Source organism: Brevibacillus humidisoli (genome assembly GCF_020923435.1).
Lineage (GTDB): Bacteria > Bacillota > Bacilli > Brevibacillales > Brevibacillaceae > Brevibacillus_E > Brevibacillus_E humidisoli.
The window spans coordinates 3,428,838-3,455,276 of the sequence record NZ_CP087263.1 but is presented as its reverse complement, the minus strand read 5'-3'; the positions used below and the strand labels follow the sequence as shown (position 1 = coordinate 3,455,276).

Below are 26,439 nucleotides of genomic sequence, written 5' to 3'. Positions count from 1 at the left end.
AGGGAGGTGTAATCGAATGAGTGTAGATACACAACTTCGCTTTCGCAACGAATCGATCGCCGCATATTCCAAAGCAAATCAGGAGCCGGACTGGTTTCTCGAAAAACGTCTGTCCAGCTTGAACGCGGCCGGAGTTCTTCCTTTGCCGGCCCTGGAGAAGACAAAGATTGACAAATGGAATATCGACCAGTTTGCGCCGTTTCAGACGGAAGCGAAAGCGGATGGAATAGAGAGTTTGGATAATGTGGTAAAAGAACAGATCGGCGAAGGTGCAGTAAATAACCTGATCGTGCAAAAGAATGCCTCGACGATCTTTACAGCCGTCTCTGAGGAACTGACGGCACAGGGTGTGATCTTTACGGACCTGGCCAGCGCCCTGCGCGAGCACGGCGATCTGGTGCAGCAGTATTATCTGAAGGCGGTCGGTTTTGACGAACATAAACTGACAGCTCTGCACACCGCTCTGGTCAATGGCGGGGTGTTTCTCTATGTGCCGAAAAACGTGGAGATTTCGGAACCGCTGCAGGCGGTATTTGAAGTGGCCGGGGATGAAGCGTTTCTCTGCCCCCATATTCTCGTGGTAGCAGAAGCGAACAGCAGAGTGGCTTACGTTGATACGTTTGTGTCTGCCGCAGGCAAGCAGATGGTCGCAAACAGCATCGTGGAGGTGTTTGTCGGAGCGGGAGCCAAGGTGCAGGTAGCATCTGTGCGTACTCTCTCCGGCGAGGTGCATGACTATACGTTCCGCCGTGCTGTCGTCGAACGGGACGGGCGGATGGAATGGGTACTGGGCGAGATGAACGACGGCAACTGCGTCGCCAACAATACAACCGTACTCAAAGGAACCGGTTCGTTTGCCGACACCAAGACAATCAATGTCGGCACCGGCAGCCAGCGGCAAAACCTGACCTCACAGGTGCAGCATATCGGCACACATTCCGAATCCGACATGCTGAGCAAAGCCGTCATGCGAGACGAAGCAGTGACGATCTTGAACGGGATAACCAAGATCGAAAAGGGTGCAGAAAAGACGAACGGCGCACAGGCTGAAAACATCCTGATGCTTAGTGAGAAAGCACGCGGCGATGCCAACCCGATCCTGCTGATTGACGAAGACGACGTAAAAGCAGGCCATGCCGCTTCTGTCGGGAAGATCAGTGAAGAGAGCATCTACTACCTGATGTCCCGCGGCGTCACCCGCAAGGAAGCGGAGCGGCTGATCATCCTGGGCTTCCTGGAGCCGGTTGTCGCGGAAATCCCGCTGGAGGAAGTGAAATCCCGCCTTCGTCAGGCGCTGGAAAGGAAGTTGGGTCGATGATCAATGCCAGGGAGATCCGTAAGTACTTCCCAATTCTCGATCAGCAGGTGAACGGTCACCCGCTGGTATACCTCGACAGTTCGGCTACCTCGCAGAAACCGGTGCAAGTGATCGAAGCGGTGGATGCTTACTACAAGGAGTACAATTCCAATGTTCACCGCGGTGTTCACACACTTGGAAGCAAAGCGACGGATGCCTACGAGGGAGCACGGGAAAAGGTACGCTCGTTCATCAATGCCAGGGAGGCTAACGAGGTGGTGTTCTTGCGTGGAACCACCTCTGCGCTCAACCTGGTGGCCAACAGTTACGTACGCCCTCGTTTGCAAGAGGGAGACGAGATTGTGACCACGATTGCGGAACACCACAGCAACTTTATTCCTTGGCAGCAGGTGGCGAAAGCGACCGGAGCCACTTTTACGTTTATACCATTGACGGAAGATGGTACAATAACGGTAGAGGCCGTGAGAAAGACGGTGACTCCGAAGACAAAGGTTGTCGCCATCCGTCACATGTCCAATGTGCTGGGCGATGTGACGCCAATCAAGGAGATTGCCGAGATCGCGCATCAGAACGGGGCGGTGCTCATCGTCGACGGTGCCCAATCCGCGCCCCATATAAAGGTGGACGTACAGGAGATGGGCTGTGATTTCTTCACCTTTTCCGCTCACAAGATGTGCGGTCCCACCGGCATCGGTGTTCTGTACGGCAGGCGCGAACTGCTGGAGCAGATGGAACCGGTTGAATTCGGCGGGGAGATGATCGATTACGTGGACCTGTACGATTCGACCTGGAAAGAGGTGCCGTGGAGGTTTGAAGGGGGCACCCCGATTATCGCCGGTGCAGTTGGCCTGGCGGCGGCAATCGACTTCCTGACGGAGATCGGCATGGATGAGATTGAGCGACACGACAGACATCTGGTTCGCTACGCACTGGAGCAGATGCAGCAGGTAGAAGGCCTGAACATTTACGGGCCGCGCGAAGATCGAACCGGCTTAATTACTTTCAACCTGGCTGATGTCCACCCGCATGATGCGGCCACTGTGCTAGACTCGCATGGGATTGCGGTACGCGCCGGCCACCACTGTGCACAGCCGTTGATGCGCTGGCTGCAGGTGACGGCAACGGCACGGGCCAGCTTCTATCTGTACAACACGGAAGAAGACGTCGATGCGCTGGTCAGCGGGTTGAAAAAGACGAAGGAGTACTTTGGCAATGTCTTCTCTTGATGATCTGTATCGCCGCGTCATCATGGATCATTATCAAAAACCGCGCAACCGAGGAAAGCTGGAAGAACCGGCAGGGTTGGTTGTCAACCTGAACAATCCAACCTGCGGGGACAGCATCTCGCTGTCACTCAAAGTGGAGGATGGCAGAGTGACCGACGCCAAGTTTCTCGGCGAAGGATGCTCGATCAGCATGTCTTCTGCTTCGATGATGACAGAAGCGGTCAAGGGCAAAACGGTTGACGAAGCGGTCAAACTGGCACAGATCTTTTCAGACATGATGCAGGGGAAAGAGGTTGACGACTCAGTTGACTTAGGAGATATTGAAGCGCTGCAGGGCGTGGCCAAGTTCCCTGCCCGTATCAAATGTGCCACGCTGGCTTGGAAAGCACTGGAGCAGGGAATCCAACAAGCGGGCAAATAATCCCGCTCGATAAAGGAGTGAAGCAGTTATGGCAAAAAAAGCCCCTGAACTGCAGGAATACCAGTACGGCTTTCACGATCCGGACGTATCCGTATTTCGGACCAAGAAGGGCCTGACGCGAGAAATCGTCGAAGAGATCTCCCGCATCAAAGGTGAACCGGAATGGATGCTGGAGTTCCGCCTGAAAGCCCTCGAAATCTTTCAGAGAATGCCGATGCCCACGTGGGGCGGCAAGCTGGACGATCTCAACTTTGACAACATCACCTATTACGTCAAACCGTCTGAGAAACAGGGACGCAGTTGGGATGAAGTGCCGGAAGAAATCAAGGCAACGTTTGACAAACTGGGTATCCCGGAGGCGGAGCAGAAGTTCCTCGCCGGTGTCTCTGCCCAGTACGAGTCAGAAGTGGTATACCACAACATGAAAGAAGACCTGGAGAAGCTGGGCGTCATCTTTTGTGATATGGACACGGCTGTCCGCGAATACCCTGACCTGGTGAAAGAATACTTCGCCACGGTGATTCCGGCAGCCGACAACAAGTTTGCCGCACTTAACTCGGCAGTTTGGTCTGGTGGTTCGTTTATCTACGTACCAAAAGGGGTAAAAGTGGAGACGCCGCTGCAGGCCTACTTCCGGATCAACTCGGAAAACATGGGGCAGTTTGAGCGTACGCTGATCATCGCGGACGAAGACAGCTTCGTCCATTATGTGGAAGGCTGTACCGCACCGATTTACAGTACGGATTCGCTCCACTCGGCTGTGGTTGAGATCATCGTTAAGGACCGGGCACGCTGCCGCTATACGACGATCCAAAACTGGTCCAACAACGTTTACAACCTGGTGACCAAGCGGGCGGTTGCGTACGCAGACGCCAACATGGAGTGGGTCGACGGGAACATCGGTTCCAAACTGACGATGAAATACCCGGCTGTCATCATGAAGGGTCCTCGTGCCAAAGGTACGGTTCTCTCCATCGCCGTCGCAGGCAAAGGGCAGCACCAGGATGCGGGTGCCAAGATGGTTCACCTCGCACCGGAATGCACCTCGACGATTGTCTCCAAGTCCCTGTCGCGCGAGGGCGGAAAAGTGACGTACCGCGGTCTCTCTTCGTTCGGGCGCAAATCGGAGGGCTCAAAGTCCAACATCAAGTGCGACACGCTGATCCTCGACAAGCTGTCCACATCGGATACGATTCCGTACAACGAGATCCTCAACGACAACGTCACGTTGGAGCATGAAGCAACGGTCTCCAAAGTATCGGAAGACCAGCTCTTCTACCTGATGAGCCGCGGATTGAGTGAAGCCGAAGCGACCCAAATGATCGTGATGGGCTTTATTGAGCCATTTACGAAAGAGCTGCCGATGGAGTATGCCGTTGAGATGAACCGCCTGATTAAGTTCGAGATGGAAGGTTCGATCGGTTAAACGAGGTAACATGAGGTAACATGCAGATACGTGTCCGCAGTGACTTTTCAGGCTTGCGTGCCTAAGTCGCTCGGGCACGTATTTTTATGTTCCTTTCCGTCAAAGAGTGGGAACCGCAAGCGTGTGTTTCGCATCATAAGGGTGAAGGGATGAAGGGAGGGAGATCAGTTTGCTTGATAAACAACTGGAAGCCTGGGTCGATTTATACGCACAACGCCTTATTCGTCTTGCTTATTCTTATGTGAGTAATCGAATAGATGCCGAAGATCTTGTGCAAGAAGCCATGATTAAAGGTTACAGACATCGAGATCAGCTTAACAACGAGAGTGATCCATTTCCTTGGCTTGCAAAAATTGTAATAAACGAGTGCAGAATGGCAAAGAGAAAAAGATGGAGAGAGGTTTTAATGCACTCCATCCCTGATGGAATGACAAGGAGCACCGAACAAAAATATGTTGAAAAGTTGACACACGAAAAGATCGATGATGTAGTTTCCTCTCTACCGGAAAAATATCGGACACCTATCATTTTGTATTATTTTGAAGAGTTAACGATTTCGGAGATAGCCAAGATTGTTGGTGTCAAAACAGGAACGATTAAATCTCGTCTAGCACGCGGACGAGAAGCGATGAAGAAACGGATTGGAGGAGATCGGAGTGGATTGGGATTTGAACAAAGCAAGACAACAATATGAGTTAGTTTCGACTGATCTTGAACTCTTTAAGGAAAAACTAAGTAACAGACTGGCAGAGAAGCAGCCACATATCCGAAGCACAATAAATACCAGCCAACAATCTCGGAAGATCGTGATCGGAATAGCTGGGGCGGTTTTTCTTTTATCTGCAACAGGAATTGCGGCTGTTCAGTATCATGAAATAGTGAATCAAAATGCGGCATATCAGTTAGAGAAAGCAGAATATCGTTGGGACGAAATACAGAATATTGTCGATATGAACTCTTCTTACGGTCAACGATTGGAACAAATAAAAAAGTCAATGGCGAATGGTACTGCTATGGTTGTGTATGATTCTTACAAAGATGACATCACGATACTCAGGAAACCCCTTGAAACAAGTGATTATTCATCTTTCCATCAAGTAGTGAACCTATACTTTCAGTTACCACCAACCTTATTAGAGGATTTCGATTTTACAAATGGCTCCATCCTATTTCGACCGGAAAGTGGAGAAAGATACAGACAAGAGTTAAAAGAACAAGCGAAGACAGCAAATAAGCAAATGGTGGTAAAAATATTGGCCCTTACCGATGAAATAGTGAAAGTGGATGCCGAATATCAAAGCAACCAAGGGAAGATCCATATTTCAGCTTCTCATGCAGGAAGTTACGATTTGAAAGAAACGATTCCGGCAGATGCCGTGGTTGAGTCGATTCGAGTAAATGATTTTGAAGCTTATTACTTAGTCTTGCGCGATAATGAGGGGAATGAACAAAAAAGGATACAGTACATGATTAAGATTCCTGGTACGAACAGAAATGTAAAGTATACTGTTTATTCGGATGTGAAGACCATATGCAAAAAAGATCTGGTTTCTGTCGTTCAATTATTGCAGAGTCTGTAAGATATTTTGTGTAAACTCCAAACCTCATATCTATTACAATAGACATATGAAAGGTTGGGAGAACACATGAGCCTCATGTCCAAAGAGCAATTGAAGCAGTGGATCAAGGAAAAGAACATGCAGTCTGTTGACGATGTCCAAGCGGCGCTGAAGGAACTTTTCGCCGAGACGATCCAGGAGATGCTGAACGCGGAGCTGGATACGTCCCTTGGTTACACCAAGCACGATGTGAAGAACAAACAGACGACCAACAGCCGCAATGGCTATAGCAAGAAGACGGTCCGTTCGGAGTACGGCGATGTCGACATCCAAGTTCCGCGCGATCGTAACGGTGAATTTGAGCCAACTATCGTGAAGAAGAATCAAAGCAATGTTACCGGTATTGAGGATCAGATTATCGCTATGTACGCCAAGGGCGTCTCGACCCGCGACATCCAAGACCATTTGCAGCAGCTCTACGGCATCGAGGTTTCCCCGACGCTCATTTCCAACGTCACCAACAAGATCATCCCGCTCATCAAGGAATGGCAGAACCGCCCGCTGCAAACCGTCTACGCAGTCATCTTCCTCGATGCGATCCACTTTAAGGTCAAGCAGGACGGCGCAATCGTCAACAAGGCCGCCTACATGGCCATCGGCATCGACCTCGAAGGGCATAAGGACGTGCTGGGCATCTGGATAGGCGAGAACGAGTCGGCGAAATTTTGGCTGCATGTGCTGAACGAAATGCGGAATCGAGGCGTGCAGGATATTCTCATCACCTGCGTGGACAACTTAACCGGTTTTAGCGACGCCATTTCGGCCTGCTATCCGAAGACCGAGATACAGAAGTGCGTGATCCATCAGATCCGTAACTCCGTCAAATACGTCTCCTACAAGGACATCAAGAAAATCACCAGCGCGCTGCAGCCCATCTACAAAGCGCCGACCGAACATGCGGCCTTGGAGGAGTTGGATCAGTTCGAGAAGACGTGGGGCGAGAAGTACCCGTTGATCATTCGCTCCTGGCGCAACAACTGGGACGAGATTGCCACGTTCTTTAAGTACTCGCCGGAGATTCGGAAGCTGATCTACACAACCAACGTGATCGAAAGCTACCACCGGCAGCTGCGTAAGGTCACGAAAGGCAAAGCGATCTTCCCCTCCGACGAAGCTCTGCTGAAAATGCTGTATCTGTCTACAATGGACGTCCTTCGGAAGTGGACAGGACGCGTTCAGCACTGGGGACAGATTCTCCTTCAGTTGTCGGTCTATTTCCCGGAACGGGTTCAACCGTACTTGCGCTAATCAGGGGGCCAGCCCCCCTTCCCCCGCACTCGCCGTGAGGCAGCCCCAGCAACAGCTGGGGAACATCGAGTGTGGGAGGTATGAACCGCCTGTCAAGGCGAAAAGGATTACCTTGACAGGCTTACATTGTTCGGTGGTAATTGGCGTTTACACAAAATTGTTGACAGACCCTTATTGCACCAATAACCCCTCTCAAGCAAGAGAGGGGCACACACTACCGATATTCACTCAATCACCGTACGAATAAACCCAACCTGAATATTCTACTCTCCAATTATATCGGTCTTCAGAGAAAATATCATCTGAACTACAGTCGAGCCAACCAACAAAGCCATCTTTCTCATAAAAGAATTCCCTTGGTATATCATCTTCTGTTGGATACTTCCACTTTGGATAAATGACATCATAATCTTTGATGTACTTGCTAGCATAAATACGGATGTCGTCAGTGGAGAGTTTTACATTACTTTGTTGAGGTGCCGCCTCGGCAGCTAATCCAACTGTTGGGGACACTAAGGTCAACACGGAAGCAATCGAAAACAAATGCATCAACATCTTTTTCTTCACACGATTTTCCTCCTCTGAAACTATTGTTAAAGGTGGCCAACCTTACATCATAAAAATTACCATAGTATATATTATTTGTAAATAAAGAAAATTTATGTTGTTCTATTGTTTTTTCTCTATGCCACATGAACAGAAATCGGCAACAAACCAGCACCAAGCATCGTCTGACCAGGTAAGAAGCCAAGAAGGGAGCAGATGGAATTGGAGCTTATCCGTCGTTATGTCTGCTAGTTATCGTCTCGGTTATTAGCTTGAGTTTCGGCTTGTTTGCCATCGTGCCCTCCCCATGCATAGCCTGCTCCTGCGTACCGCAGACACCTGAAGAGGCGTATGAGCAGGCAGATGGTGTGTTTCGGGCGAAAGTTGTCGACATCGAGCAACGTGCCGAAAACCTCGTGGTAACGTTGAAAGCGGATCGGAGCTGGAAAGGAGAGATTCCCTCACAAGTGATTGTGCATACAGCCCTTCATGAGGCCTCCTGTGGATTTGGGTTTGAAGAGGGTAAAGAATATCTGGTATATGCAACAAACGAAAAGGGACAGCAGTGGGAAACCAGTCTCTGTTCAAGAACGAGTGAGATAACCAACGCAGAGGAAGATCTCTCTTTCTTGGGGACAGGAACGGAGATGAAGGATGGTCAGACGGAAAAAGATCCTGCAGATGCCGGTCAGGAAGATGAGCCTGATCACGTGAGCAACAAGAATGAAAGCAGCACCCCTGCCCGGTTGTACGCTGCGTCGGGTATTCTCATCGCGGGAGTGCTTGTTGCTCTCATCATCATACTGCTGAGGCGAAACAGGAACGTTCCCTGACAGCTCTGCATCCCAACCGGCTCACGATGCTGTCTGTAGAGGAATATCAAACAGGATCAAAAGGGCCACCGCAATCACAAAGGAGAGTGGATAGGCGAGCACCGGATTGTGGTAGTGCAATCGCAGCATCGGAAACATGATGCAGTTAAACACGGCAGACCAGAACAGGTTCCAGCCCAACTGATAGAGAACCCGTCCCGTTAGCATCCCGATGAACTCCAGTCCAACATAGATGATAATCCACTTTACGGTGTGCAGGATCTTCCCTTTGCGGTCTGGTGGATCGTTGGAGAGAAACAAAAACGCGGACAGGGGGAAGATAATGAGGGTATAAATAACCTCCGTAATCACATGGGTAGGAAGCAGATCGGGCTGCAGCTTCCACAGCCAGTGATCCTTGGTCAGCATGTGGTACATCAGATTTCCCAATGCAATGTAGAGCATGGTTGCGTGGTAGCGTCTCCAATCGGCCCAATCCCCCCACTTCCACGCCGCGAAAACAATCCAACCGGCAATCAGAAAGTGCATAGTCCTTCTTCCTTTACTCAAAGAGACTGCATTCGTTGTTCGCGTACCATGAGCTTCTCTAAACGAGTCTCTTGCGATTCCGTTTTTTGGTAAAGATACTTTTATTATCTCTAAAAACTAGGGAAAACATAACCATATATTGCCATTAGGTCGACGGAATCTTCGTCAAACGGACTACAAACCCTCAACCCTTGTAATCGAGTATCACAACAAAATAACTGGAACCATTAGTTCAGAAATCCCTGTTTTTCAACCCACTGGCTAGCATAGAAGCGGGTTGCTTTCGTTCAAAGCCGCAATCGAAGAGAAATCCTAACTTCCATCATTTGTTACACTAAAGCTAAAGGAAAATGGTTAGGAGCAGCCGCTTTGATGCGATTGTGCAGGAGGAGGGTGACATGATCTCAATGACAGAATGGCTATTGGATGAGTTTACAGAAGAAGCCAGATCGACACGTCGCGTACTCAAGCGCATACCCGAAGACAAACTTTCTTGGAAGCCGCATCCCAAGTCAATGTCTTTAGGAGAGCTTGCTTTGCACGTGGCCGTGCTGCCAGGGGAACTGGCGGAATTTTTCAGCGAATCAGAGCGGAAGGTTCCAACCGTGCCACTGCCGGAAGCCTCCTCTCTCAACGAGATCCTTACGGCATTTGACAAAAGCGAATCCATCGCAAAGACAAAACTTTCTGCCTGGAAAGAGGACGACATGTTGGCCGAATGGAAGATGGTCCACGGGGAGGAAACAGTGATCTCCGCACCAAGATACATGATGGTGCGCTCAACCATGCTGAACCACTGGTATCATCATCGCGGACAGTTGGTCGTTTATCTGCGGCTTTTGGACATCCCTGTTCCGGCAGTATATGGTTCAAGTGCGGACGAAGAGTTAATTGGTAGTTGATTTGTTAGGAAGCGGCAACGTTCAACCGATCCACCTGCGCGACACGCTGCGAATGATTTATTTTAAGAGGAACCTCTCGGGGTTCCTCTTCTAATTCTCCATAGAAACAAACATCTGCCCTGTCTGCCTACCCAAGAAACGGCCTACAATATATCTCAGATTGCAAGTTGTTTACATCATCGGCACACATCCGATTGCTAGTGTAATCTTTATTTGATTACATATGTAATTAATAGGCAAGGAGAGTTGGATGAATGTGAAAATCCCACAAATATCAGAATCAGAATGGGAAGTGATGCGCGTGTTGTGGTCGAAATCGTCGCCTGCAACAGCGCAGGAAGTGATCGATCAACTTGCCTCTCCGAACAACTGGAGTCCACGGACGGTCAAGACGTTATTAAATCGCCTGCTGAAAAAGAATGCCATAACGTTTACGAAAGAAGGGAAAATGTACTACTATTCACCAGTTGTGACTGAAGAAGAATGTTGCAGAATGGAAAGGCGCAGTTTTTTACAACGAATCTATAACGGATCTCTGGCCCCAATGATCATTCATTTTTTGAAAGAAGAGAAGCTCACGAAGGATGAGATTGAAGAATTGAAGCAAATCCTGGATAACAAGGCACAGGATGCACCATGAGTTTATTTATGATTCCCGAGTCTGTATTTCATTTGGTGGTTATGATGTCGCCTGCTGCTACGATTGTGATCGTCCTGGTTTTATTGGCTCGGAGAATCTTAGGGAATAGACAGGATCCGAGGCTCTTCTACTTTTTATGGATTGCTCTGACGATCCGTCTGTTAATCCCATGGTTCCCATCAGGTGAATTCAACTTATGGAGCGATGTTCCTTACTTTGCAGACTATGGACCCTATCTTGCAGAGCAGGATCCGGCGCTGCTTCAATCGAATCCGCAGCAACCGGAACCAGCGCTATTTAAGGATGAATCACGATTTGATTGGTGGATAGCAGCTTATTGGGTTTGGCTGATTGGTGCGCTTGGCGTCGCCGTTTTTTTCCTGATTTCACACGTCACATTACATACATCATTAAAAAAACAATCCATACCGATCGACCGAGCGAATCAGGATTTGGCAGCCTGTCTAGATCGATGCAAGGAAAAACTGGGCATTCACTCTTCAATCGCATTGAGCATGACTACTCTCGTATCCTCTCCTGCCACATTTGGTTTGTATAAGCCCAAGATACTGATTCCATGCGATCTGGAAGGGAAACTGAACGATCAGGAATGGACATGCATCTTCATGCATGAGTTGATCCATATCCGCAGGAAGGATATCTTCTGGAATGGACTTATGATCGTGCTGGTCGTCATGCACTGGTTTAACCCATTTGTATGGAAGGCCTATTTCAAGATGAGGGAAGATCAGGAATTGTCTTGTGATTTTGCCCTGCAAAAGCACTTCACCCCTATTCAGTACGGACATACATTGACAAAAATGGTGGAGATCCGATCAGGCACAGGGAGTTATTCCGCCATTTCATTTATCTCAAGAAAAACGAACATGACAAAAAGGAGAGTTGAAATGTTATTTTCAAAGAAAAGAACCCTATTCAGCCTGTTGATCGTGACCTGCATTGCGATTGTCTCCGCTTTGATTTTTACCAATCCCAATATGCAGGCCCTTGCAGAGCGATCCGATCAAGAAGGTTCATTCATGGTTCCGGCTGATGGAACGGTTACGTCACGTTATGGAGAAAAGACCAAGCACAACGTCTATGCCGTATCGATTGCGAATCAAAAAGGCACGCCAGTGTATGCAACTGTGGACGGCATCATTCAGAAAGCTGGATATGAATCAGGTGACGGGAACCATATTGTGATTGTCCATTCTGATTCTTATGAATCTGTGTACAGTCACTTGGAAGAAATTATGGTTACAGAAGGAGAGCAGGTAAGCAAAGGTCAGCATATTGGAACCATCGGGTCAACGGGAAGAAGTACAGGTCCGCATCTATCATTTGAAATCGTGAAGGATGGTCAGTTGATCGATCCTGAAGCGGTGATCGATTTTCATGATTGACCCGCAAGGATATGGGGATGCCGCTCTTGCGTTCGAGTAGGCTTTCGTAGGCTGCAAAAGATCGTGCCTTCCGAGCACGATCTTTTCGCTTGGTTTAAACGACAAGTCCAGTCAACAAAATCCCGATAGTATTGCCCCAAATATCCCAGAATTGGCTAAATGGCAGCGGATTGACTCCTCTGCCCAATTCAACCGTAAAGCCCGGTCGGCGATACTCCTGGATAAACCAGTCTCTGTATCCTGCGTCGCTCTCTACATACCGGATCGGCAGATAGCCGCTCACGTCGGCAAAGCGGGAGACGATCGCTTCTGACTCTGCGGGCTCCAATCCCCGGTACCCCCAATAAATCACTTCCCCCTGTGTATGAAAGGCGATCACCAGGCGGAAGTCGTGCGCTTCTGTGAAGGCTGCCATCGCCTGCGATTCCGGTTCGGAGAGAGGAGCGGGACCTGGGTAGTCACGCGGTGCCGGGCTGTCTGGCGACCGGCGTGCCACTTCCTCGGCCCAGCGAGCAGGGAATTGGTCATTTAGATCGACCCCGCGTATATTTGCTTTCCAACCGCTGAAGTTGCGCGACCCTCCATTGATCACCAGCACCTCTTCAAAGTATGGATTGTCTGGTGTAATCCCTTCCAGAACCAATTCGACGCCGTCGGGATTCACCATGGGCACGATCCAGAGCGAAGTCTGATTGTAGAGGTCGGGAATAGAGAAGGTCCCGATGGAGCGATTTTCTTCGAACGCTTGCGCGTATTCCTCTATAAACTTCATCACAATAGGCGTGGTAATATACTCGTTGGCATGAAACGAAGCATTGTAGTGTACTTCCTTTGGACCGATTCCCAATCGGACTGCCGGGATGCTGCGGCCTAGCACGGACTGGCCGATTGTGGTCATCTCGATAAAAGGATAGCGGCGCGTCAGCGCGTCTAGGTCAGCCATCATTTCATCGTATCCATAATCTTCGCGTGGAATGACGATCTCTCGCTGAGGCGGTTCGGGTATCTCTAATATCTGGCCGATCCGCAGTTGGGTGGCGATCACACCAGGGTTAGCTTGCTGTAGTTGGCTGACAGGAACACCAAAGGAACGTGCAATCTTATACAATGTATCGCCCGGCTGTACGACATACTGTCGCATGGCTCGCCGCGGAATAAATACAATTTCTCCGGGGACGATCGATGCAGGATTTTCAATCTGCGGGTTGGCGGCCAGCAGGGAGGTCATGCTGACTCGAAACCGCTGCGCGATCCGGAACATGGTGTCACCGACGCGAACGACATAGCGAAAAGTTTGCGGAGGTTGAGCGGAAGATACCGGAATATCAATGACTTGACCGGGATAGATCAGATCCGGCTGCAAGATTTGCGGATTGGCCGCCAGCAGATCGCGGATCGTCAGGCCAAACCGTGCTGCGATGCTGTACAGGGTTTCACCCGCTTGAATCGTATAGGGCATTTTACTCCCCTCCTGGATCTGTTCTTGTTACCAGCCTATTCCGCAAATGTCCGACAAGTGATCAAAAGATACTTCATTTCTTCCCCTGGAGTGGGAATGATCCACTCGCTTGCCAGTATTCATCGCTTGAGGCGGCCTTTTGACCTATCTATAATGGGGAAGGAAAGGAGGAGGTCATGTGAAAAAAGTCTTGCTAATCCCTTTCTTCTTTTTCTTCCTAGCCGTCGGCATGCTGCTGCCGACCGAACAGGCCGAAGCTGCTCCGGTACTGCGAACAGGCAGTCAGAGCGGCGACGTATGGGATTTGCAGTTCCGTCTCGACCTGCTTGGGTTCTACAACCAGAAACTGGATGGAGTATTTGGCCAACAGACAGCCACCGCGGTAAGGCGGTTTCAATATCAGTATGGGCTTCCTGTCGACGGAATCGTAGGAGCTCGCACCTGGAGCATGCTCAAGAAAGTATCTGTCAACCAGCGTGAACTGGATATCCTAGCCCATGTCGTATACGGGGAAGCACGAGGGGAACCGTATACCGGACAGGTTGCCGTGGCCGCCGTTGTGATGAACCGCGTCCAATCTTCACAGTTTCCCAATACCGTTGCAGGCGTCGTCTTTCAACCGAGAGCGTTTACTGCCGTAGATGACGGACAGTACTGGCTTACTCCCAATGGAACAGCTTACAGGGCTGCGATGGAAGCCGTTCGCGGTTGGGACCCGACCGGGGGCGCCCTCTATTACTTCAACCCACGGACAGCAACGTCCGATTGGATTTGGTCACGAACACAAACGATGCGTGTGGGCAAACACATCTTTGCCGTGTAAAACCAGACAGATCCTCGGCATCTGCTTGCTCCCTATGCCTTTGACATCTAAACACTGAACCTACACCCCCTAAGTCGTGAAAGAGATCACAGGGGGTTTTTCTATAGTAAGGATACGATCAGTCTTGGAGACCGAAGAGTTCCCACCTTTGTTCCGCTTTCTTTTATGGTCGAGTGAGCGAGCCGAACATGATGCGGAGATGATGTTGGAAGACAGCAGCATCGGACTGCTTTCGTACCCAAGCAGTACCCAAGCATAGGAAGTACAATCGATCTGTTACAAGGGATTGCATGTATAGAAGGACGAGATTTCAGACGCACGCAAGGAAATGTTGCGCCCCCCACTTTGTTCGTCCAAAGCAAACCGATCTCCACGCTGTCTTCTCCCTGACCGTTATTCTCAAAGCAAACCGATCTCCACGCGGTCTTCTCCCTGACCGTTATTCTCAAAGCAAGCTTACCCAAAGTTAGGAAACAGCGGTGAAAAATGAAACTTTTTGTCGATCTAGGCGTACTACTTACTGGTAACAAAAAGGGAAGGAGGAAAGAGATTGGAGTGGCTGGATACGCTGTTTGTCGCCTGCATCGGCTTTGCTCTCCTATACGCTTTTATTACATTGTTTTTAGGAGATGTCGCCGGCGATTTTCTGGATAGCCTGGACATTCCGATGTTGCAGCCCTTGACCTTGATCAGCGGTATCGCAGCATTTGGCGGTACGGGTTTTCTGCTGAAGCGATTGACAGATTTCTCTGACTTGCTGATCATCGCACTGGCTGTGATCGGCGGGGCAGTGATTTCTCTGGCTGCTTATTTCATCTGGATTGAGCCGATGAAGGATGCGGAGACGTCTACCGGCTTTTCCATGGCTGATCTGATCGGACGTTCCGGTGAAGTCCTGACCACGATCCCAGCCGAGGGAGTAGGCGAGGTGCTGATCACGATGGTAAACGGGACTACGAACCATGTAGCAGCTTCCTTGCAGGGAGAGGCGATTGCGGAGGGTACGCAGATCAGGGTGGCAGAGGTTCAGGATCATGTCTTGTATGTCGTACCACATAAACAGGAAAAGGAGAGATTCAATTGACGGAACCATCGATTTTCATTACCGTTGTTGCGGTTGCGGCGATCATCGTCATACTGGGGATCGCCTTCTGGGCCCGCTACAAGACAGTGGGAGCAGACGAAGCGATGATTGTAACCGGGAGTTATTTGGGGACCAAAAACGTCCTAACTGACGAATCAGGCCGCAAGATGAAGATTGTCCGCGGCGGCGGCGCATTTATTTTGCCAATTTTTCAACAAGCCAATTTCCTCAGCTTGCTGTCGCATAAACTGGATGTATCCACACCGGAAGTCTACACCGAACAAGGCGTGCCGGTCATGGCCGACGGGGTGGCGATCATCAAGGTAGGCGGTACGATTGAGGATATCGCGACGGCTGCTGAACAATTTATGGGCAAGACGGATGACGCGCTCAAATCGGAAGCACAGGAAGTACTGGAAGGCTACTTGCGCGCGATCCTTGGCAGCATGACAGTCGAAGAAATCTATAAGAACCGCGAGCGCTTCGCCCAAGAGGTGCAGGCGGTGGCGGCAAAAGACTTGAAGAAAATGGGTCTTTCCGTGGTCAGCTTCACGATTAAAGACGTCAGGGACAAAAACGGTTACCTGGCTGCGCTGGGGATTCCGCAAATCGCAGCAGTGAAGCGGGACGCCACCATCTCTCAGGCAGAAGCGGATAAAGAGGCTCGGATCAAACAGGCCGTAGCAGAGCAAGAAGCGCGAAAAGCGGAGCTGCTGAAGGAGACGAATATCGCCGAGGCAGAAAAGGAAAAAGAATTGAAAGTAGCCGCCTTTAAACAGGAGCAGGATCGGGCCAAAGCTGCTGCGGATCAAGCCTACAAGCTGCAGGAAGCGGTCACCAAGCAGCAGGTGACAGAAGAAGAGATGAAAATCGACATCGTTCGCAAGCAGAAAGAAATCGAGCTGGAGGAAAAAGAGATTCTGCGCCGCGAACGCCAGTACGATGCGGAAGTGAAGAAAAAAGCGGATGCCGACCGCTACTCAGTGGAGCAGGCGGCTGAGGCGGAAAAGGCGAAGAAGATGCGCGAAGCGGATGCTGTAAAGTACCGGATCGAAGCAGAAGCAAAGGCGCAGGCCGAACAGAAACGACTCGATGGTCTGGCCATCGCCGAGGCGGAAAAAGCAAAAGGGGCTTCCGAAGCAGAAGTCATCCGACTCAAGCTGGAAGCGGAAGCAGAAGGGAAGGAAAAACTGGCCGAAGCGTTCGAGAAGTACGGCGAGGCGGCTGTGTTGGACATCATCGCCAAGATGCTGCCTGAACTGGCAGAGAAAGTGGCGGCGCCAATCCAGTCGATCGATAAAGTAACCGTGATCGATACCAGTGGTGGTCAAGGCGACGGTGTAAGCCGGTTTAGCACCAACGTAACCAAGCTGATGTCACAAATGCCGGAAATGCTGAAAGACGTCTCTGGTATCGACATGAACGAAATGATCAAGAAGTTCATGAGTAGCGACAGCACCGCCGGGACTCAGGCACCACTCGTCGCAGCAGGTTCTGCCGGCAGTTCGCCAGAAGCGCCGCAGCAAGCGTCCACGTCCTCCGATCAGAAACCGGAGATAGGCAGGGAACAGGCGTAAGATTTTCCTCATACCAAGCGAAATGCGAGGAATGCCTGCTGTGATCAGGAAAGCTCGAACGGACGAAGACGAAAGGAACCATTTACCCATTGATAGGCTTGCAGCATCGGATGATCGCCAGAGAAGGAAAGAATCCAGTAGCTGAGCTGCGCATAGTGCCAATTGTGCACGTCGACTGAGGAGGGAACGGCTGAGCCGGAGGGATGCGTATGGAGCACCCCTAGCCAGCGGTTTCCTCCTTTTTGCATGTGACGAAGTGCACGGATCAATTCGGGGCCATTCCAATGAAACGAATCTCTCCTCCGCTCGGCTTGGAGGGCCGGATAATGACAGGTAATCCGGCTCCCGTTTCCCCCCAATAGTGCCGAATACTCATACGGCAGCGACTCACGCCCTTGGGCGATGAGTTGTTTTGCTACTTTTCCCTCCATCTGTAGTTTGGTATGCTTATTCGCAAAGGGTTCACCCAAAATATCGGGGAACATCATCCTTCCCCCTTGTACGCGAGGTTGTGAAGATGACAGGCAAGATTTCCATTGGCGTATGCGGATGGGGCGATCACGACGATCTATACACACAGGGTGTGAAGCCGAAAGAAAAACTTTCCGTTTACGCTAGTCACTTTCCGATTGTGGAGCTGGACAGCTCCTTTTACGCCATTTTACCACAAAAGAATTATGAAACCTGGGTACAGGACACGCCAGACCGATTTGGCTTTATCGTCAAACCTTATCAGGCGATGACCGGTCATCAGCGGGGAGCAGAGGTACAGACGACGAACAGAGAGGAATTGTTTCACCGGTTCGAAGAGAGTATTCAACCACTGGTTTCAGCGGGCAAGCTAAAGGCGTTGTTGTTCCAGTTCCCACCCTGGTTTGATCTGCAAAGGGAGCATGTCAACTATGTGCAGTGGTGCGTCCGGTCCTTTGCAGACTACCCAGTTGCGGTCGAATTCCGCCACCGCAGTTGGTTTGCCGAATCGTACCGGGAGAAAACACTCTCCCTCTTGCGGACGATCGGGGCGATCCACGTCGTCTGCGACGAGCCTCAGGTAGGCAGTGGTTGTGTTCCGATCGTGCCGGAGGTCACCCATCAGCAGTTGGCACTGGTTCGCTTCCACGGCCGCAATGTCGCTGGCTGGCGAGATCCCGGACCCAACCAGAATTGGCGCGAGGTGCGATACCTGTACAAATACAGTGAGGCAGAGTTGGCGGAGTGGTGCCCGCGGATTGAGCAGTTGGCCGAGAAGACAAAAGAAGTATGTGTCTTGTTTAATAACAATTCCGGCGGTGACGCGGTGGGCAATGCCAAGCGGATGATGGATCTTCTGGACGCTCATCCAGAGGGACTGAACCCGCGCCAAATGGAATTGTTCTAGCGAAAAGAGGAGAGGAACGTATGCTTGTTCTTGTGATCTTGTTTATCCTGGTCGGATTGCTCGCCGGGGCGATCGGCAGCTTGGTCGGCATTGGCGGAGGACTCTTTTTTGTACCCGCCCTGCTCTATTTCGTCAATCTGTACGAACCCGGCAGCATGACACCGCAGGCCGCTTCCGCCACTTCGCTGTTCGTCATCGTGATAACGGCTCTGTCCTCCACGCTTGCTTATCTCAAGCAGAAAAAGGTTGACAAGGCAAGCGCCTTGCTGTTTTTTGCTGCGAGTGCCCCGGGAGCAGTGGCCGGCGTCTATGTGAACAAGCTGCTGCAGGCAGATTCCTTTTATCTCTTGTTTGGCTTGTTTCAACTGTCGATGTTTGTCCTGATCAATGTAAAAGACAAGCTGAAGCCACGCTCTATTGGCTGGAATGTGAAGCGTACGTTTGTCGACGCCGACGGGGTAGAATACGAGTACGGGTACAAGCGCTGGGTCGCCCTGCTTGTCTCGTTTTTTGTCGGAATCATCTCCAGCTTATTCGGAGTGGGTGGCGGTCTCTTGATGGTACCGGTTATGATCGTGCTGTTTCGCTTTCCGCCCCACGTGGCCACAGCTACATCGATGTTTGTGATTTTCCTATCTGCGGTAGTCGGCAGTATGACCAATCTGGTATACGGGCATATCGATTGGCTCTACGTACTGTTGCTGGCACCGGGTGCGTGGGCTGGCGGTCACCTGGGGGCGTTGGTCGCCAAGCGGCTCAAAGGGAAGACACTGGTTCTGATCCTGCGGCTGCTGATTTTGGGAGTTGCCTTGCATATGGTCGCAAAATCGTTCCTGGCATAGCCTGAAAGAGAAAGGGAGGGGGCTTTGTGTCTCGCACCTGTACCTTGCACATCTTACATACCAACGATATCCACAGTCATTTTGAGCATATGGCACAGATTTGCTCCTGTCTGAAAGAAAAGAGGGCCCAATGGGAGCAGCAGGGCGGACACGTGCTGACGGTAGATATTGGTGATCATGCTGACCGCTCTCGGATGAAAACAGAGGCAACCTGGGGGCACGCTAATGTGGAAGTCCTGAATCATAGCGGGTATCAGTATGTGACGATCGGAAATAACGAAGGGCTTACATTTCCCAAAGAACAGCTTGATGGACTGTACCAGCATGCGGCATTTACCGTGGTGGTGAGCAATCTGATCGATGGTACAAGTGAACAATTGCCTGCGTGGGCATCGCCCTATGTCATTCACGAATGGGACGGATTTCGCGTTGCCCTCTTGGGAGTGACGGCGGCATTTGGGACCTTTTACCGGTTGCTCGGCTGGGAAGTAATGGATCCGCTTCCCCTGATCAAACGTCAGGTGCGGGAGCTTCGGCCACAGGTGGACGCGATCATCGTATTATCCCACCTAGGTTACGGGGCGGATAAGCAGATGGCTGCCGAGTTAGAGGGGATTGACGTGATCCTGGGCGGCCACACCCATCATCTGTTGGAACATGGTGAGCAGGTAGGCTCCGTTCTGATCGCGCAGGCAGGCAAGTTTGGCGATTACGTCGGCCACGTCCAGCTCCTGTTGGACCAAGAAGAACACCGTGTTTTGACCAAAGAAGCGAGCGTGCTGAACGTTGGGGACGCAGCTGCTGATCCTGCTATGGAACAGTTGATTGAACGGGAAAAACAGGCGGCCGAACAGGTGCTGTCCCAACCGATTGCCACCCTGTCCAGAGAAATGACGGTCGATTGGATGCGGGAGACGCCGTTTGCATCCTTGATGGCGGCCAGTCTGCGGCGCTGGACCGGGGCCGAGATCGGAATGGCGAACAGCGGTCTGCTGCTTACGCCGCTGAAACAGGGAGAAGTTACCCGCAAAGATTTGCTGCAATGCGTACCGCACCCCGTGAAGCCATGCGCGATCACGCTCACTGGAGAGCAACTGCTGGCCATCCTGCAGCGGGCGGTGCAAACAGCGACGATCTGCACGCCTTTAAAAGGATTTGGCTTTCGTGGCAAGATGTTGGGCTGGATGGCGGTCGACGGAATGACCGTTTACTATACAGATGGTGCAGAACGGACCATCACTCATGTGGAGGTAGCAGGTCAGCCGCTGGCACCGCTTCAACAATACCGTGTGGGAACGGTTGACATGTTCATGTTCAACCACCTCTTTCCCGAGTTCCACAGAGGGAAAGAACAGCAATTTTTCCTGCCGGAGGTACTGCGGGAAGTAATGGCCGAGATGATCGCGGATGAAGATCTGATAACAGCCAGTTTGACGCCGCGTTGGATTCGTAGCTAGCTGGCAAGTGGGTACCCTATAGAAGAATTTGAGGAGTGGGGTGAACAGACTGTGCGTTTTGTCGATCAACTGTATGAGATGTATAAAGGCCATTTCAACGGTGATGAAGAAGATATCGTAGCTATTGTGGTTGGTATACTCGAAGAACAGTCTCGCAAGGATTTGTATCGATTGATTGATGAGATGGACGATGAAGAGTTGTTTCACATGATCGCCATGTACATGATCGAGGTGATGAAGCGGAAGGTTGCCATGGATGAGGAACGGCCTCAGTCGACGATCCATTGATGGTCAGTCGGCCTCACGTTTGCCCTGACCGCTACATAGGGTATGGTAATAACAAGAACGGAGGGATCGTATGATCGAGGTACAGCCGCTTTCTTTTCCGGAAGGCACCGCCTTGGCGATCAGCGTTCAACTGCCGAAGACCAACTTGCTCGTCGTCACCACAGATAAAGGGTACATCATGTGTGGAGCCTTAGACGTTTCTTTGCTAAATCAACGGCTGACCGACAGACAAATTTTGGCGGGGCGGGCTGTGGGGGTAAAAACGATCCAGGAACTACTCGATGCACCGCTGGAGTCCGTCACTACTGCTGCGGAAAACATCGGTATCACAGTTGGAATGACCGGGAGAGAGGCGATTTTCAAACTGCTGTAGACATCCCTCTCTTCTTTTTTTCTTGTATTGCCAAGCCCGATAGGTGAGGAGGCTCTTTGCCGCGAGAGGGGAGTGCCTCCAGTCTGCAGAATGGAGTATAATGTCGAAGAGAACAAATTTGCTTGACCGGGGGAGGACATATGAGACTGATTTCTGTCAACCGGTGCCAACCTGGAGAAAAGCTTGCCAAAACCATCTATACCAGCAATGGGACCGTGCTCATCGGAGCAGGTGTCGCATTAAGTCAGAAAATGCTGGATCGATTAAAAGAGCTGAACATTACGTCCATCTACATAGAAGATAAGCTGATCAGTGATGTTGTGGTCAGCGATGCTGTCTCGGAGGAAACACGTAGAGAAGCAATGGCCACGATTACCACTGTGTTCCAATCCTTTCGCAGTGAACCGGGTCGATGGAGGCAGCTGTTCGTCCATCACGACGTCGGAAGAAAGTTTCGTCAGGTGATGGGCTCCGTCATAGATGAGCTGAAACAGAATCGCTCTGCTCTCAACCTGCTTGGTAGTGTGTGCGGCATGGATCACTATATCTTTTCCCATTCCTTTCATGTTGCGCTCTACACCACCTCGCTCGGGATGAAGTTGGGGCTGAGTGATCGGGAACTGATCGAGGTTGGCATGGGAGCGATGCTGCACGATGTCGGCAAGATGGCGATTCCGGCGGAATTGCTGATGAAACCGGGGAAACTAACCGAGGAAGAGTATGAGTTGGTTAAAAAACATACGGAATTCGGGTTCGAACTCCTGCGTAAGCAAGAGGAGCTTTCCCTGTTGACGGCGCACTGTGCCTATCAGCACCACGAGCGGTGCGACGGTTCTGGGTATCCTCGTCAGCTGACAGAGAAAGAGATTCATCCGTACGCGAAGATGATCGCTGTTTGCGATGTGTTTGACGCGCTGACCACTTCTCGTTCCTACCGGTCCGCAGTACTGCCTCATGTAGCGATGGAGGTGCTGTTTGCAGGAGTGGACAAGCTGTTTGTGAAAGAGATCGTCGAGGCATTTTACGACACGATTGCACTTTATCCGATTGGATTGACGGTGCGATTGACGAATGGGGAAGAAGGGGTCGTCGTCGATTACAACCGCGGCGCGCCCAGCCGTCCGATCATCCGGATCTTGAAAAATCCGAAAGGGGAAGCAGTGGCCGCGCCTTACGAAATCGACTTGTCCAAGCGCCTGGATGTGATGATCGCTTCGTGCGATTTGCTTGTCTAATCGATGAACGATGCTTGCAGCAGGCTGTTCGTACTGTTCATGCCTGCGACAGCAAGTTGCGCAGTTCCCGATCCCGTTCGGCTTGTTCCGCTTTGGCGGCCAGGTCGTATTTTTTTAGCAGATGAAACACTTCGTTAAGTGCAGACTGTGGCTGCGGCTTGCCGAGCCAGTCTTTTAAAGCCTGGTATAGATCGTTAGGCAAGTGCTCATGTTGCGTCTCCAACTTGCAAAGTACATCATCTTGGCTGTGGTCGATCTTGCATTCACCCATTTTACATCCTCCTCCTGAAAAAACTGACTTCACTCTATCGTACCATACCGGATAGTGGCTGGGGACGACTTGGCAGGAAAAACTGGTTTTGGGCCAAGAGCGCCTATTTTTGTATAAATAATAAATAAAAATGTTTACAATCTAGAGAGATTGTTGGATAATAATAGGGGATCGCATCATGGAACACTGCAGCCTAACAATCATGGAACAGTGAACGAAATAAAGGAGGAATACAGGATGAACATTTTAGTGATCTGCGGAAGCGCAACACAGCAATCACGCACAAGAGGCCTGGCCAAAGCGGTTATGGCTGAGCTGCAGGGGGTGGGCGTGGATGTCTCTTATTTTGATGTGGGCGAGCACATTCTTCCCCTGTACACAGGTCGTGACGAATTGAACCAACAACCGGAAGTGCAGAGGCTGCGCCGACTGGCCGAGCAAGCGGACGGTTTTTATATCTGCACGCCGGAATACCACAGCGCGATCAGCGGTTCTTTGAAAAACGCCCTTGATTTTCTGGGATGGAATCATTTTTCTAACAAGCCGGTCGCTATATCGGCGGTGGCAGGCGGAGGCAAAGGCGGGATCAACGCACTGAACAATCTGCGCCTGATCGTACGCGCCGTGTATGGTTTGGCTTTGCCCGGACAGTTTGTGGCTGACCCTGTCCATTTCAACGAGCGAAGCGAGCTGGTTGATGAAGAGGCTCTGTCACGGGTGAAAGGGCTCGTCGGCGAACTGGTCCAGATGACGGAACGACTGACCAAAGCAAAAGCTTGATTATGCCGCCCTTTTTCCATACTGCGGATACAAGCCGTGTCTGATTATAGGGATTGCGCATACCAACAACAAGCCCCGCCTGACCCTGATGAGGTTAGGCGGGGCTTTTGGTGTGCAGGAAGCTATCTCAGATTGACGAAAATCGTATCGGGCCCGGTGGGGATGAAACTACCCCCTTTTGGTTCGATGCTGACGGCAATGTTTTCCACCTGGCGCAGTTCTCCACCCCGAAAGTAAAGGTGAGCCATCCCATCTTTCCAGCGGAGCAGTCCGACGTGTGAGCGCCTGTTTTGTGAGATAAACCATACCTGATAGTCTTTTTCAGTGAGTGGTGACAATCCTTCCGTGAGGATCAGGATCTCGTTGGAGGCATCGTTGACCCAGACATAACTCTTCGTATCACTGGAATCGACAGGTACGACATGCAGCACGGTATGCGGGTCCATCACCATGGAGACATCACGGGTTACCGCCGTTCTTGGCAGGTCAGCCGGTGATAGTTCGGACGGCGATACCGCTCCTTCGTGTAGGGAGAACAAGCCGACGATACAGAGGAGCAAGGCTGCTGTCCGCATTGCCGGATAGATCGCGGTCAGGTGGGTACGCATCGACGATAGCCAGTTCTCAAGCGCGATCCGCCGCAGTAATCGACGCTTTACGGTTGGAGAGGGCAGCGGCAGCGGTTCAGTCGGGTTGAGTATGGCCGACCATTCACGATATACAGCAGCACAGTGCTCACAATCGTTTAGGTGAAGGTGGAGTTGGATCTGCTTTTCATCGGAAAGATTGCCGTAGACCAGATCGACTACATCTTCCTCCCGCCAGTTGCAGAATGCGTTAGTCATGCTTCTTTGCACCTCCTGACGGTTCCAGCCAGCCTAATTGGCTCAATTGCTTGCGGATGTTGCCAAGCCCGTAACGCACCAATGACTTGACGGTGCCAAGCGGGCGTTTCATTTTTTCTGACAGTTCACGATGCGTCTGTGACTCATAATACATACCGTGCACAGCGCGGGCCTGCGACGGAGGAATTTTGTTCAGCGCGCTCTGCAGAGCTTCCCGATCCAGTCTCAGCAGGACGCGTTCCTCGGTAGGATCGGCAGCAGTCGCTGCGTCCATCTGGGACTGATCGACTGTGTCAACCTGCAAGCGTGAAGTTTGCCGCAGCCGATCCAGTGAACGGGTACGTGCCTTGACTGCCAGCCAGGCTTGGACACTGCCTCGTTCGGGATCGTACTGATCTGCCTTTTTCCATACTTCCAAAAAGATGTCGTGGCAGACATCTTCCGCCTCCATCTGATCCCTGATGACCCGTTGGGCGATGTGCAGAACCAGTGAAGCGTACCGCTCATAGAACTGTTCAAAGGCTGTGACTGACCCGTTCGCTATCTCGCGCACCAGTCGTTTTGCGTCATCATCCTGGTTGGTCAACGCTTGTCACCTCCGATGGATGGTTCGTTACTACTACTAGTAACAAATTTTTTAACCGTTTGAAAGCCTCATCAAAAATTTCCGGGAAGGAGTAAATCCAAACCTCTCGTTCGTGCGTACCCTTGATGAATGCAGAAAAAACACATTTGCATGTCAGGGGGAGTAAAGAGATGAACATGAGATGGACAAAACATTTGTCGCTGGTACTAACTGTTGTGCTGGGAGTGATGACACTGGGCATCGCCCCCTCATACGCGGCAGGGGGGATAACCTTGTTCACTCCTTACACCAGCATCTCGGTAACACCAGGAGAATCGATCAATTACAACATTCAACTGATCAACAACAGCAGTGAGATGCAGGAGACGGCGCTATCCGTACAAGGACTGCCGGAGGGTTGGGAGTACCAACTCACCTCTGGCGGCTGGAGCCTGCAGCGGATGGCCGTGCTGCCGGATGAACCGCAAAACGTGTCGCTGCAGGTGGATGTTCCGTTGGAGATTGACAAAGGAACCTACCGCTTTCAGTTAGTGGCAGAAGGGAAGGCATCGCTGCCGCTAGTAGTGAATGTGACAGAACAGGGAACGTTTAAAACCGAATTGACGACCGAACAGCCTAACATGCAGGGGCATGCTGATTCATCGTTTTCGTTTCAAGCCACCCTGCGCAACAGGACCGCAGAGAAGCAGCTGTACTCGCTGACAGCAGGTGCGCCACAGGGATGGGACGTCCAGTTTAAAGTGGACGCCAAGTCTGTTACATCGGTTCATGTTGAGCCGAATACAACCAAAGATATCGATATCGAAGTTAGCCCGCCGGAAGGAGTAAAGAAAGGTTCCTATAAGATCCCGGTCAAGGCGGCTACCAGTTCCACATCCGCTAGTGCCGAGTTCGAAGTGGTGATCACCGGCTCTTATGACGTGGAATTAAGTACGCCAACTGGACTGTTGAGTACAGATGTAACAGCTGGCGACGAGCGCAATGTGACGCTGCAGGTTACCAACACCGGTTCCGCCGATCTGCGCGACATCGAGCTCAGTGCCGACACACCGGTGAATTGGGAAGTAACGTTTGAACCGAAAAAAATCACCAAGTTGGAAGCGGGTAAATCGACGGAAGTGACAGCAAAGATCAAGGCGGATGGCCAGGCAATCGCTGGTGACTACGTCGTCAGCATGACGGCCCGGGCACCGGAAGCCTCATCAGAAGCGCAGTTCCGTGTAGCGGTCAAAACCTCGCTGTTGTGGGGATGGCTTGGCGTACTGATCATTCTCGCCGTCATTGGAGGAGTGTACTACCTGTTCCGTACCTACGGGAGGAGATAACAA

The 26,439-nt window shown here is 51.1% G+C and carries 29 protein-coding genes; 22 read left to right on the top strand and 7 right to left on the bottom strand.

Translation table 11 applies throughout. The annotated features are described in order from the left end of the window. Window positions 1-16 precede the first annotated feature (16 nt). The 7 genes from sufD (at window position 17) to LOK74_RS16915 (ending at window position 7,258) form a co-directional block, all read left to right on the top strand. Window positions 17-1,318, top strand: a complete 1,302-nt coding sequence (gene sufD, locus LOK74_RS16945) for a Fe-S cluster assembly protein SufD (protein ID WP_230043195.1) — start codon at window positions 17-19, stop codon at window positions 1,316-1,318. Continuing rightward, window positions 1,318-2,544, top strand: a complete 1,227-nt coding sequence (locus tag LOK74_RS16940) for a cysteine desulfurase (protein ID WP_230047039.1) — start codon at window positions 1,318-1,320, stop codon at window positions 2,542-2,544. The genes sufD and LOK74_RS16940 overlap by 1 nt, the downstream gene beginning before the upstream one ends. Then, window positions 2,531-2,965, top strand: coding sequence for a Fe-S cluster assembly sulfur transfer protein SufU (sufU, locus tag LOK74_RS16935; RefSeq protein WP_230043194.1), 435 nt, complete (start codon window positions 2,531-2,533; stop codon window positions 2,963-2,965). Before LOK74_RS16940 ends, sufU begins: the two co-directional genes overlap by 14 nt. 28 nt (window positions 2,966-2,993) lie before the next feature. Continuing rightward, window positions 2,994-4,391, top strand: coding sequence for a Fe-S cluster assembly protein SufB (gene sufB / locus LOK74_RS16930; RefSeq protein WP_230043193.1), 1,398 nt, complete (start codon window positions 2,994-2,996; stop codon window positions 4,389-4,391). A gap of 169 nt (window positions 4,392-4,560) precedes the next feature. Beyond that, on the top strand, window positions 4,561-5,085 hold the full coding sequence (locus LOK74_RS16925) for an RNA polymerase sigma factor (RefSeq protein WP_230043192.1): 525 nt from the start codon (window positions 4,561-4,563) through the stop codon (window positions 5,083-5,085). Further along, complete coding sequence (locus LOK74_RS16920; RefSeq protein WP_230043191.1) at window positions 5,048-5,971, top strand: hypothetical protein; 924 nt, start codon at window positions 5,048-5,050, stop codon at window positions 5,969-5,971. Before LOK74_RS16925 ends, LOK74_RS16920 begins: the two co-directional genes overlap by 38 nt. Before the next feature lie 66 nt (window positions 5,972-6,037). Next, window positions 6,038-7,258, top strand: a complete 1,221-nt coding sequence (locus LOK74_RS16915; RefSeq protein WP_230043190.1) for an IS256 family transposase — start codon at window positions 6,038-6,040, stop codon at window positions 7,256-7,258. Between the two features lie 228 nt (window positions 7,259-7,486). Here LOK74_RS16915 and LOK74_RS16910 read toward each other — a convergent pair whose 3' ends face one another. Further along, on the bottom strand, window positions 7,487-7,825 hold the full coding sequence (locus tag LOK74_RS16910) for a hypothetical protein (protein WP_230043189.1): 339 nt from the start codon (window positions 7,823-7,825) through the stop codon (window positions 7,487-7,489). 347 nt (window positions 7,826-8,172) lie between these two features. Between LOK74_RS16910 and LOK74_RS16905 the strand changes: the two genes are divergently transcribed. Further along, complete coding sequence (locus LOK74_RS16905) at window positions 8,173-8,637, top strand: hypothetical protein (RefSeq protein ID WP_230043188.1); 465 nt, start codon at window positions 8,173-8,175, stop codon at window positions 8,635-8,637. 21 nt (window positions 8,638-8,658) lie between these two features. On the opposite strand, the gene LOK74_RS16900 is transcribed toward LOK74_RS16905, so the two are convergent. Next, the gene (locus LOK74_RS16900) at window positions 8,659-9,165 is read right to left on the bottom strand and encodes a CBO0543 family protein (RefSeq protein ID WP_230043187.1); all 507 of its coding nucleotides are present in this window, start codon (window positions 9,163-9,165) and stop codon (window positions 8,659-8,661) included. A gap of 398 nt (window positions 9,166-9,563) precedes the next feature. On the opposite strand from LOK74_RS16900, the gene LOK74_RS16895 reads away from it, so the two are divergent. From LOK74_RS16895 to LOK74_RS16885, 3 genes are all read left to right on the top strand, one after another. Beyond that, window positions 9,564-10,067 carry a DinB family protein gene (locus tag LOK74_RS16895; protein ID WP_230043186.1) on the top strand — a complete coding sequence of 168 codons (504 nt, stop codon included), beginning with the start codon at window positions 9,564-9,566 and terminating at the stop codon, window positions 10,065-10,067. A gap of 250 nt (window positions 10,068-10,317) precedes the next feature. Further along, complete coding sequence (locus LOK74_RS16890; RefSeq protein ID WP_230043185.1) at window positions 10,318-10,707, top strand: BlaI/MecI/CopY family transcriptional regulator; 390 nt, start codon at window positions 10,318-10,320, stop codon at window positions 10,705-10,707. Further along, a complete protein-coding gene (locus LOK74_RS16885) occupies window positions 10,704-12,113 on the top strand; it encodes a M23/M56 family metallopeptidase (RefSeq protein WP_230043184.1) in 1,410 nt (469 codons plus the stop codon). The genes LOK74_RS16890 and LOK74_RS16885 overlap by 4 nt, the downstream gene beginning before the upstream one ends. Window positions 12,114-12,207: 94 nt before the next feature. Here LOK74_RS16885 and LOK74_RS16880 read toward each other — a convergent pair whose 3' ends face one another. Further along, window positions 12,208-13,572, bottom strand: a complete 1,365-nt coding sequence (locus tag LOK74_RS16880; protein WP_230043183.1) for a LysM peptidoglycan-binding domain-containing protein — start codon at window positions 13,570-13,572, stop codon at window positions 12,208-12,210. A 229-nt stretch (window positions 13,573-13,801) separates the two neighbouring features. On the opposite strand from LOK74_RS16880, the gene sleB reads away from it, so the two are divergent. The 3 genes from sleB to LOK74_RS16865 all read left to right on the top strand — a co-directional run bounded on the left by sleB (window position 13,802) and on the right by LOK74_RS16865 (window position 17,056). Then, on the top strand, window positions 13,802-14,395 hold the full coding sequence (sleB, locus tag LOK74_RS16875; RefSeq protein WP_230047038.1) for a spore cortex-lytic enzyme: 594 nt from the start codon (window positions 13,802-13,804) through the stop codon (window positions 14,393-14,395). A 550-nt stretch (window positions 14,396-14,945) separates the two neighbouring features. Next, on the top strand, window positions 14,946-15,479 hold the full coding sequence (locus LOK74_RS16870) for an NfeD family membrane protein (RefSeq protein ID WP_230043182.1): 534 nt from the start codon (window positions 14,946-14,948) through the stop codon (window positions 15,477-15,479). Next, window positions 15,476-17,056, top strand: coding sequence for a flotillin lipid rafts scaffold protein FloT (locus LOK74_RS16865; protein WP_230043181.1), 1,581 nt, complete (start codon window positions 15,476-15,478; stop codon window positions 17,054-17,056). The genes LOK74_RS16870 and LOK74_RS16865 overlap by 4 nt, the downstream gene beginning before the upstream one ends. A gap of 44 nt (window positions 17,057-17,100) precedes the next feature. Here the strand turns inward: LOK74_RS16865 and LOK74_RS16860 are convergent, their stop codons facing one another. Next, entirely contained in the window at window positions 17,101-17,541 is a 441-nt protein-coding gene (locus LOK74_RS16860) for a M67 family metallopeptidase (RefSeq protein ID WP_230043180.1), read from the bottom strand. 32 nt (window positions 17,542-17,573) lie between these two features. Here LOK74_RS16860 and LOK74_RS16855 point away from each other — a divergent pair, with 32 nt between their 5' ends. The 6 genes from LOK74_RS16855 to LOK74_RS16830 all read left to right on the top strand — a co-directional run bounded on the left by LOK74_RS16855 (window position 17,574) and on the right by LOK74_RS16830 (window position 22,629). Continuing rightward, complete coding sequence (locus LOK74_RS16855; protein WP_230043179.1) at window positions 17,574-18,434, top strand: DUF72 domain-containing protein; 861 nt, start codon at window positions 17,574-17,576, stop codon at window positions 18,432-18,434. A 20-nt stretch (window positions 18,435-18,454) separates the two neighbouring features. Further along, entirely contained in the window at window positions 18,455-19,276 is an 822-nt protein-coding gene (locus tag LOK74_RS16850; protein WP_230043178.1) for a sulfite exporter TauE/SafE family protein, read from the top strand. A gap of 26 nt (window positions 19,277-19,302) precedes the next feature. After that, on the top strand, window positions 19,303-20,733 hold the full coding sequence (locus LOK74_RS16845; protein ID WP_230043177.1) for a bifunctional metallophosphatase/5'-nucleotidase: 1,431 nt from the start codon (window positions 19,303-19,305) through the stop codon (window positions 20,731-20,733). A 51-nt stretch (window positions 20,734-20,784) separates the two neighbouring features. Then, window positions 20,785-21,021 (top strand): DUF6154 family protein, encoded by a 237-nt coding sequence (locus LOK74_RS16840; RefSeq protein ID WP_230043176.1) that lies wholly within the window; start codon window positions 20,785-20,787, stop codon window positions 21,019-21,021. Between the two features lie 70 nt (window positions 21,022-21,091). Then, window positions 21,092-21,394: a YunC family protein gene (locus tag LOK74_RS16835; protein WP_230043175.1), complete on the top strand. Its 303-nt coding sequence runs from the start codon at window positions 21,092-21,094 to the stop codon at window positions 21,392-21,394. Between the two features lie 140 nt (window positions 21,395-21,534). Beyond that, window positions 21,535-22,629, top strand: coding sequence for an HD-GYP domain-containing protein (locus LOK74_RS16830; protein ID WP_230043174.1), 1,095 nt, complete (start codon window positions 21,535-21,537; stop codon window positions 22,627-22,629). Window positions 22,630-22,666: 37 nt separating this feature from the next. Here LOK74_RS16830 and LOK74_RS16825 read toward each other — a convergent pair whose 3' ends face one another. Then, window positions 22,667-22,900: a group-specific protein gene (locus LOK74_RS16825; RefSeq protein WP_230043173.1), complete on the bottom strand. Its 234-nt coding sequence runs from the start codon at window positions 22,898-22,900 to the stop codon at window positions 22,667-22,669. Between the two features lie 237 nt (window positions 22,901-23,137). Between LOK74_RS16825 and LOK74_RS16820 the strand changes: the two genes are divergently transcribed. Next, entirely contained in the window at window positions 23,138-23,680 is a 543-nt protein-coding gene (locus tag LOK74_RS16820) for an NADPH-dependent FMN reductase (protein WP_230043172.1), read from the top strand. A 122-nt stretch (window positions 23,681-23,802) separates the two neighbouring features. Here the strand turns inward: LOK74_RS16820 and LOK74_RS16815 are convergent, their stop codons facing one another. Together LOK74_RS16815 and LOK74_RS16810 are read right to left on the bottom strand one after the other, a co-directional pair. Beyond that, complete coding sequence (locus LOK74_RS16815; protein ID WP_230043171.1) at window positions 23,803-24,525, bottom strand: anti-sigma factor; 723 nt, start codon at window positions 24,523-24,525, stop codon at window positions 23,803-23,805. After that, entirely contained in the window at window positions 24,518-25,111 is a 594-nt protein-coding gene (locus LOK74_RS16810; protein WP_230043170.1) for an RNA polymerase sigma factor, read from the bottom strand. The genes LOK74_RS16815 and LOK74_RS16810 overlap by 8 nt, the downstream gene beginning before the upstream one ends. A 170-nt stretch (window positions 25,112-25,281) precedes the next feature. Between LOK74_RS16810 and LOK74_RS16805 the strand changes: the two genes are divergently transcribed. Then, window positions 25,282-26,436 carry a COG1470 family protein gene (locus LOK74_RS16805; RefSeq protein WP_230043169.1) on the top strand — a complete coding sequence of 385 codons (1,155 nt, stop codon included), beginning with the start codon at window positions 25,282-25,284 and terminating at the stop codon, window positions 26,434-26,436. The last annotated feature ends 3 nt before the right edge of the window (window positions 26,437-26,439 follow it).

Excerpts from the sequence above, each read along its gene's own strand:
- LOK74_RS16880 (WP_230043183.1), bottom strand. The coding sequence starts at position 13,572 with ATGCCCTATACGATTCAAGCGGGTGAAACCCTGTACAGCATCGCAGCA.
- LOK74_RS16885 (WP_230043184.1), top strand. The coding sequence starts at position 10,704 with ATGAGTTTATTTATGATTCCCGAGTCTGTATTTCATTTGGTGGTTATG.
- LOK74_RS16805 (WP_230043169.1), top strand. The coding sequence starts at position 25,282 with ATGAACATGAGATGGACAAAACATTTGTCGCTGGTACTAACTGTTGTG.
- LOK74_RS16890 (WP_230043185.1), top strand. The coding sequence starts at position 10,318 with ATGAATGTGAAAATCCCACAAATATCAGAATCAGAATGGGAAGTGATG.
- LOK74_RS16815 (WP_230043171.1), bottom strand. The coding sequence starts at position 24,525 with ATGACTAACGCATTCTGCAACTGGCGGGAGGAAGATGTAGTCGATCTG.
- sufD (WP_230043195.1), top strand. The coding sequence starts at position 17 with ATGAGTGTAGATACACAACTTCGCTTTCGCAACGAATCGATCGCCGCA.
- LOK74_RS16835 (WP_230043175.1), top strand. The coding sequence starts at position 21,092 with ATGATCGAGGTACAGCCGCTTTCTTTTCCGGAAGGCACCGCCTTGGCG.
- LOK74_RS16855 (WP_230043179.1), top strand. The coding sequence starts at position 17,574 with ATGACAGGCAAGATTTCCATTGGCGTATGCGGATGGGGCGATCACGAC.
- LOK74_RS16820 (WP_230043172.1), top strand. The coding sequence starts at position 23,138 with ATGAACATTTTAGTGATCTGCGGAAGCGCAACACAGCAATCACGCACA.
- LOK74_RS16895 (WP_230043186.1), top strand. The coding sequence starts at position 9,564 with ATGATCTCAATGACAGAATGGCTATTGGATGAGTTTACAGAAGAAGCC.
- sufB (WP_230043193.1), top strand. The coding sequence starts at position 2,994 with ATGGCAAAAAAAGCCCCTGAACTGCAGGAATACCAGTACGGCTTTCAC.
- LOK74_RS16860 (WP_230043180.1), bottom strand. The coding sequence starts at position 17,541 with ATGTTCCCCGATATTTTGGGTGAACCCTTTGCGAATAAGCATACCAAA.
- sufU (WP_230043194.1), top strand. The coding sequence starts at position 2,531 with ATGTCTTCTCTTGATGATCTGTATCGCCGCGTCATCATGGATCATTAT.
- sleB (WP_230047038.1), top strand. The coding sequence starts at position 13,802 with ATGCTGCTGCCGACCGAACAGGCCGAAGCTGCTCCGGTACTGCGAACA.
- LOK74_RS16825 (WP_230043173.1), bottom strand. The coding sequence starts at position 22,900 with ATGGGTGAATGCAAGATCGACCACAGCCAAGATGATGTACTTTGCAAG.
- LOK74_RS16850 (WP_230043178.1), top strand. The coding sequence starts at position 18,455 with ATGCTTGTTCTTGTGATCTTGTTTATCCTGGTCGGATTGCTCGCCGGG.
- LOK74_RS16830 (WP_230043174.1), top strand. The coding sequence starts at position 21,535 with ATGAGACTGATTTCTGTCAACCGGTGCCAACCTGGAGAAAAGCTTGCC.
- LOK74_RS16915 (WP_230043190.1), top strand. The coding sequence starts at position 6,038 with ATGAGCCTCATGTCCAAAGAGCAATTGAAGCAGTGGATCAAGGAAAAG.
- LOK74_RS16900 (WP_230043187.1), bottom strand. The coding sequence starts at position 9,165 with ATGCACTTTCTGATTGCCGGTTGGATTGTTTTCGCGGCGTGGAAGTGG.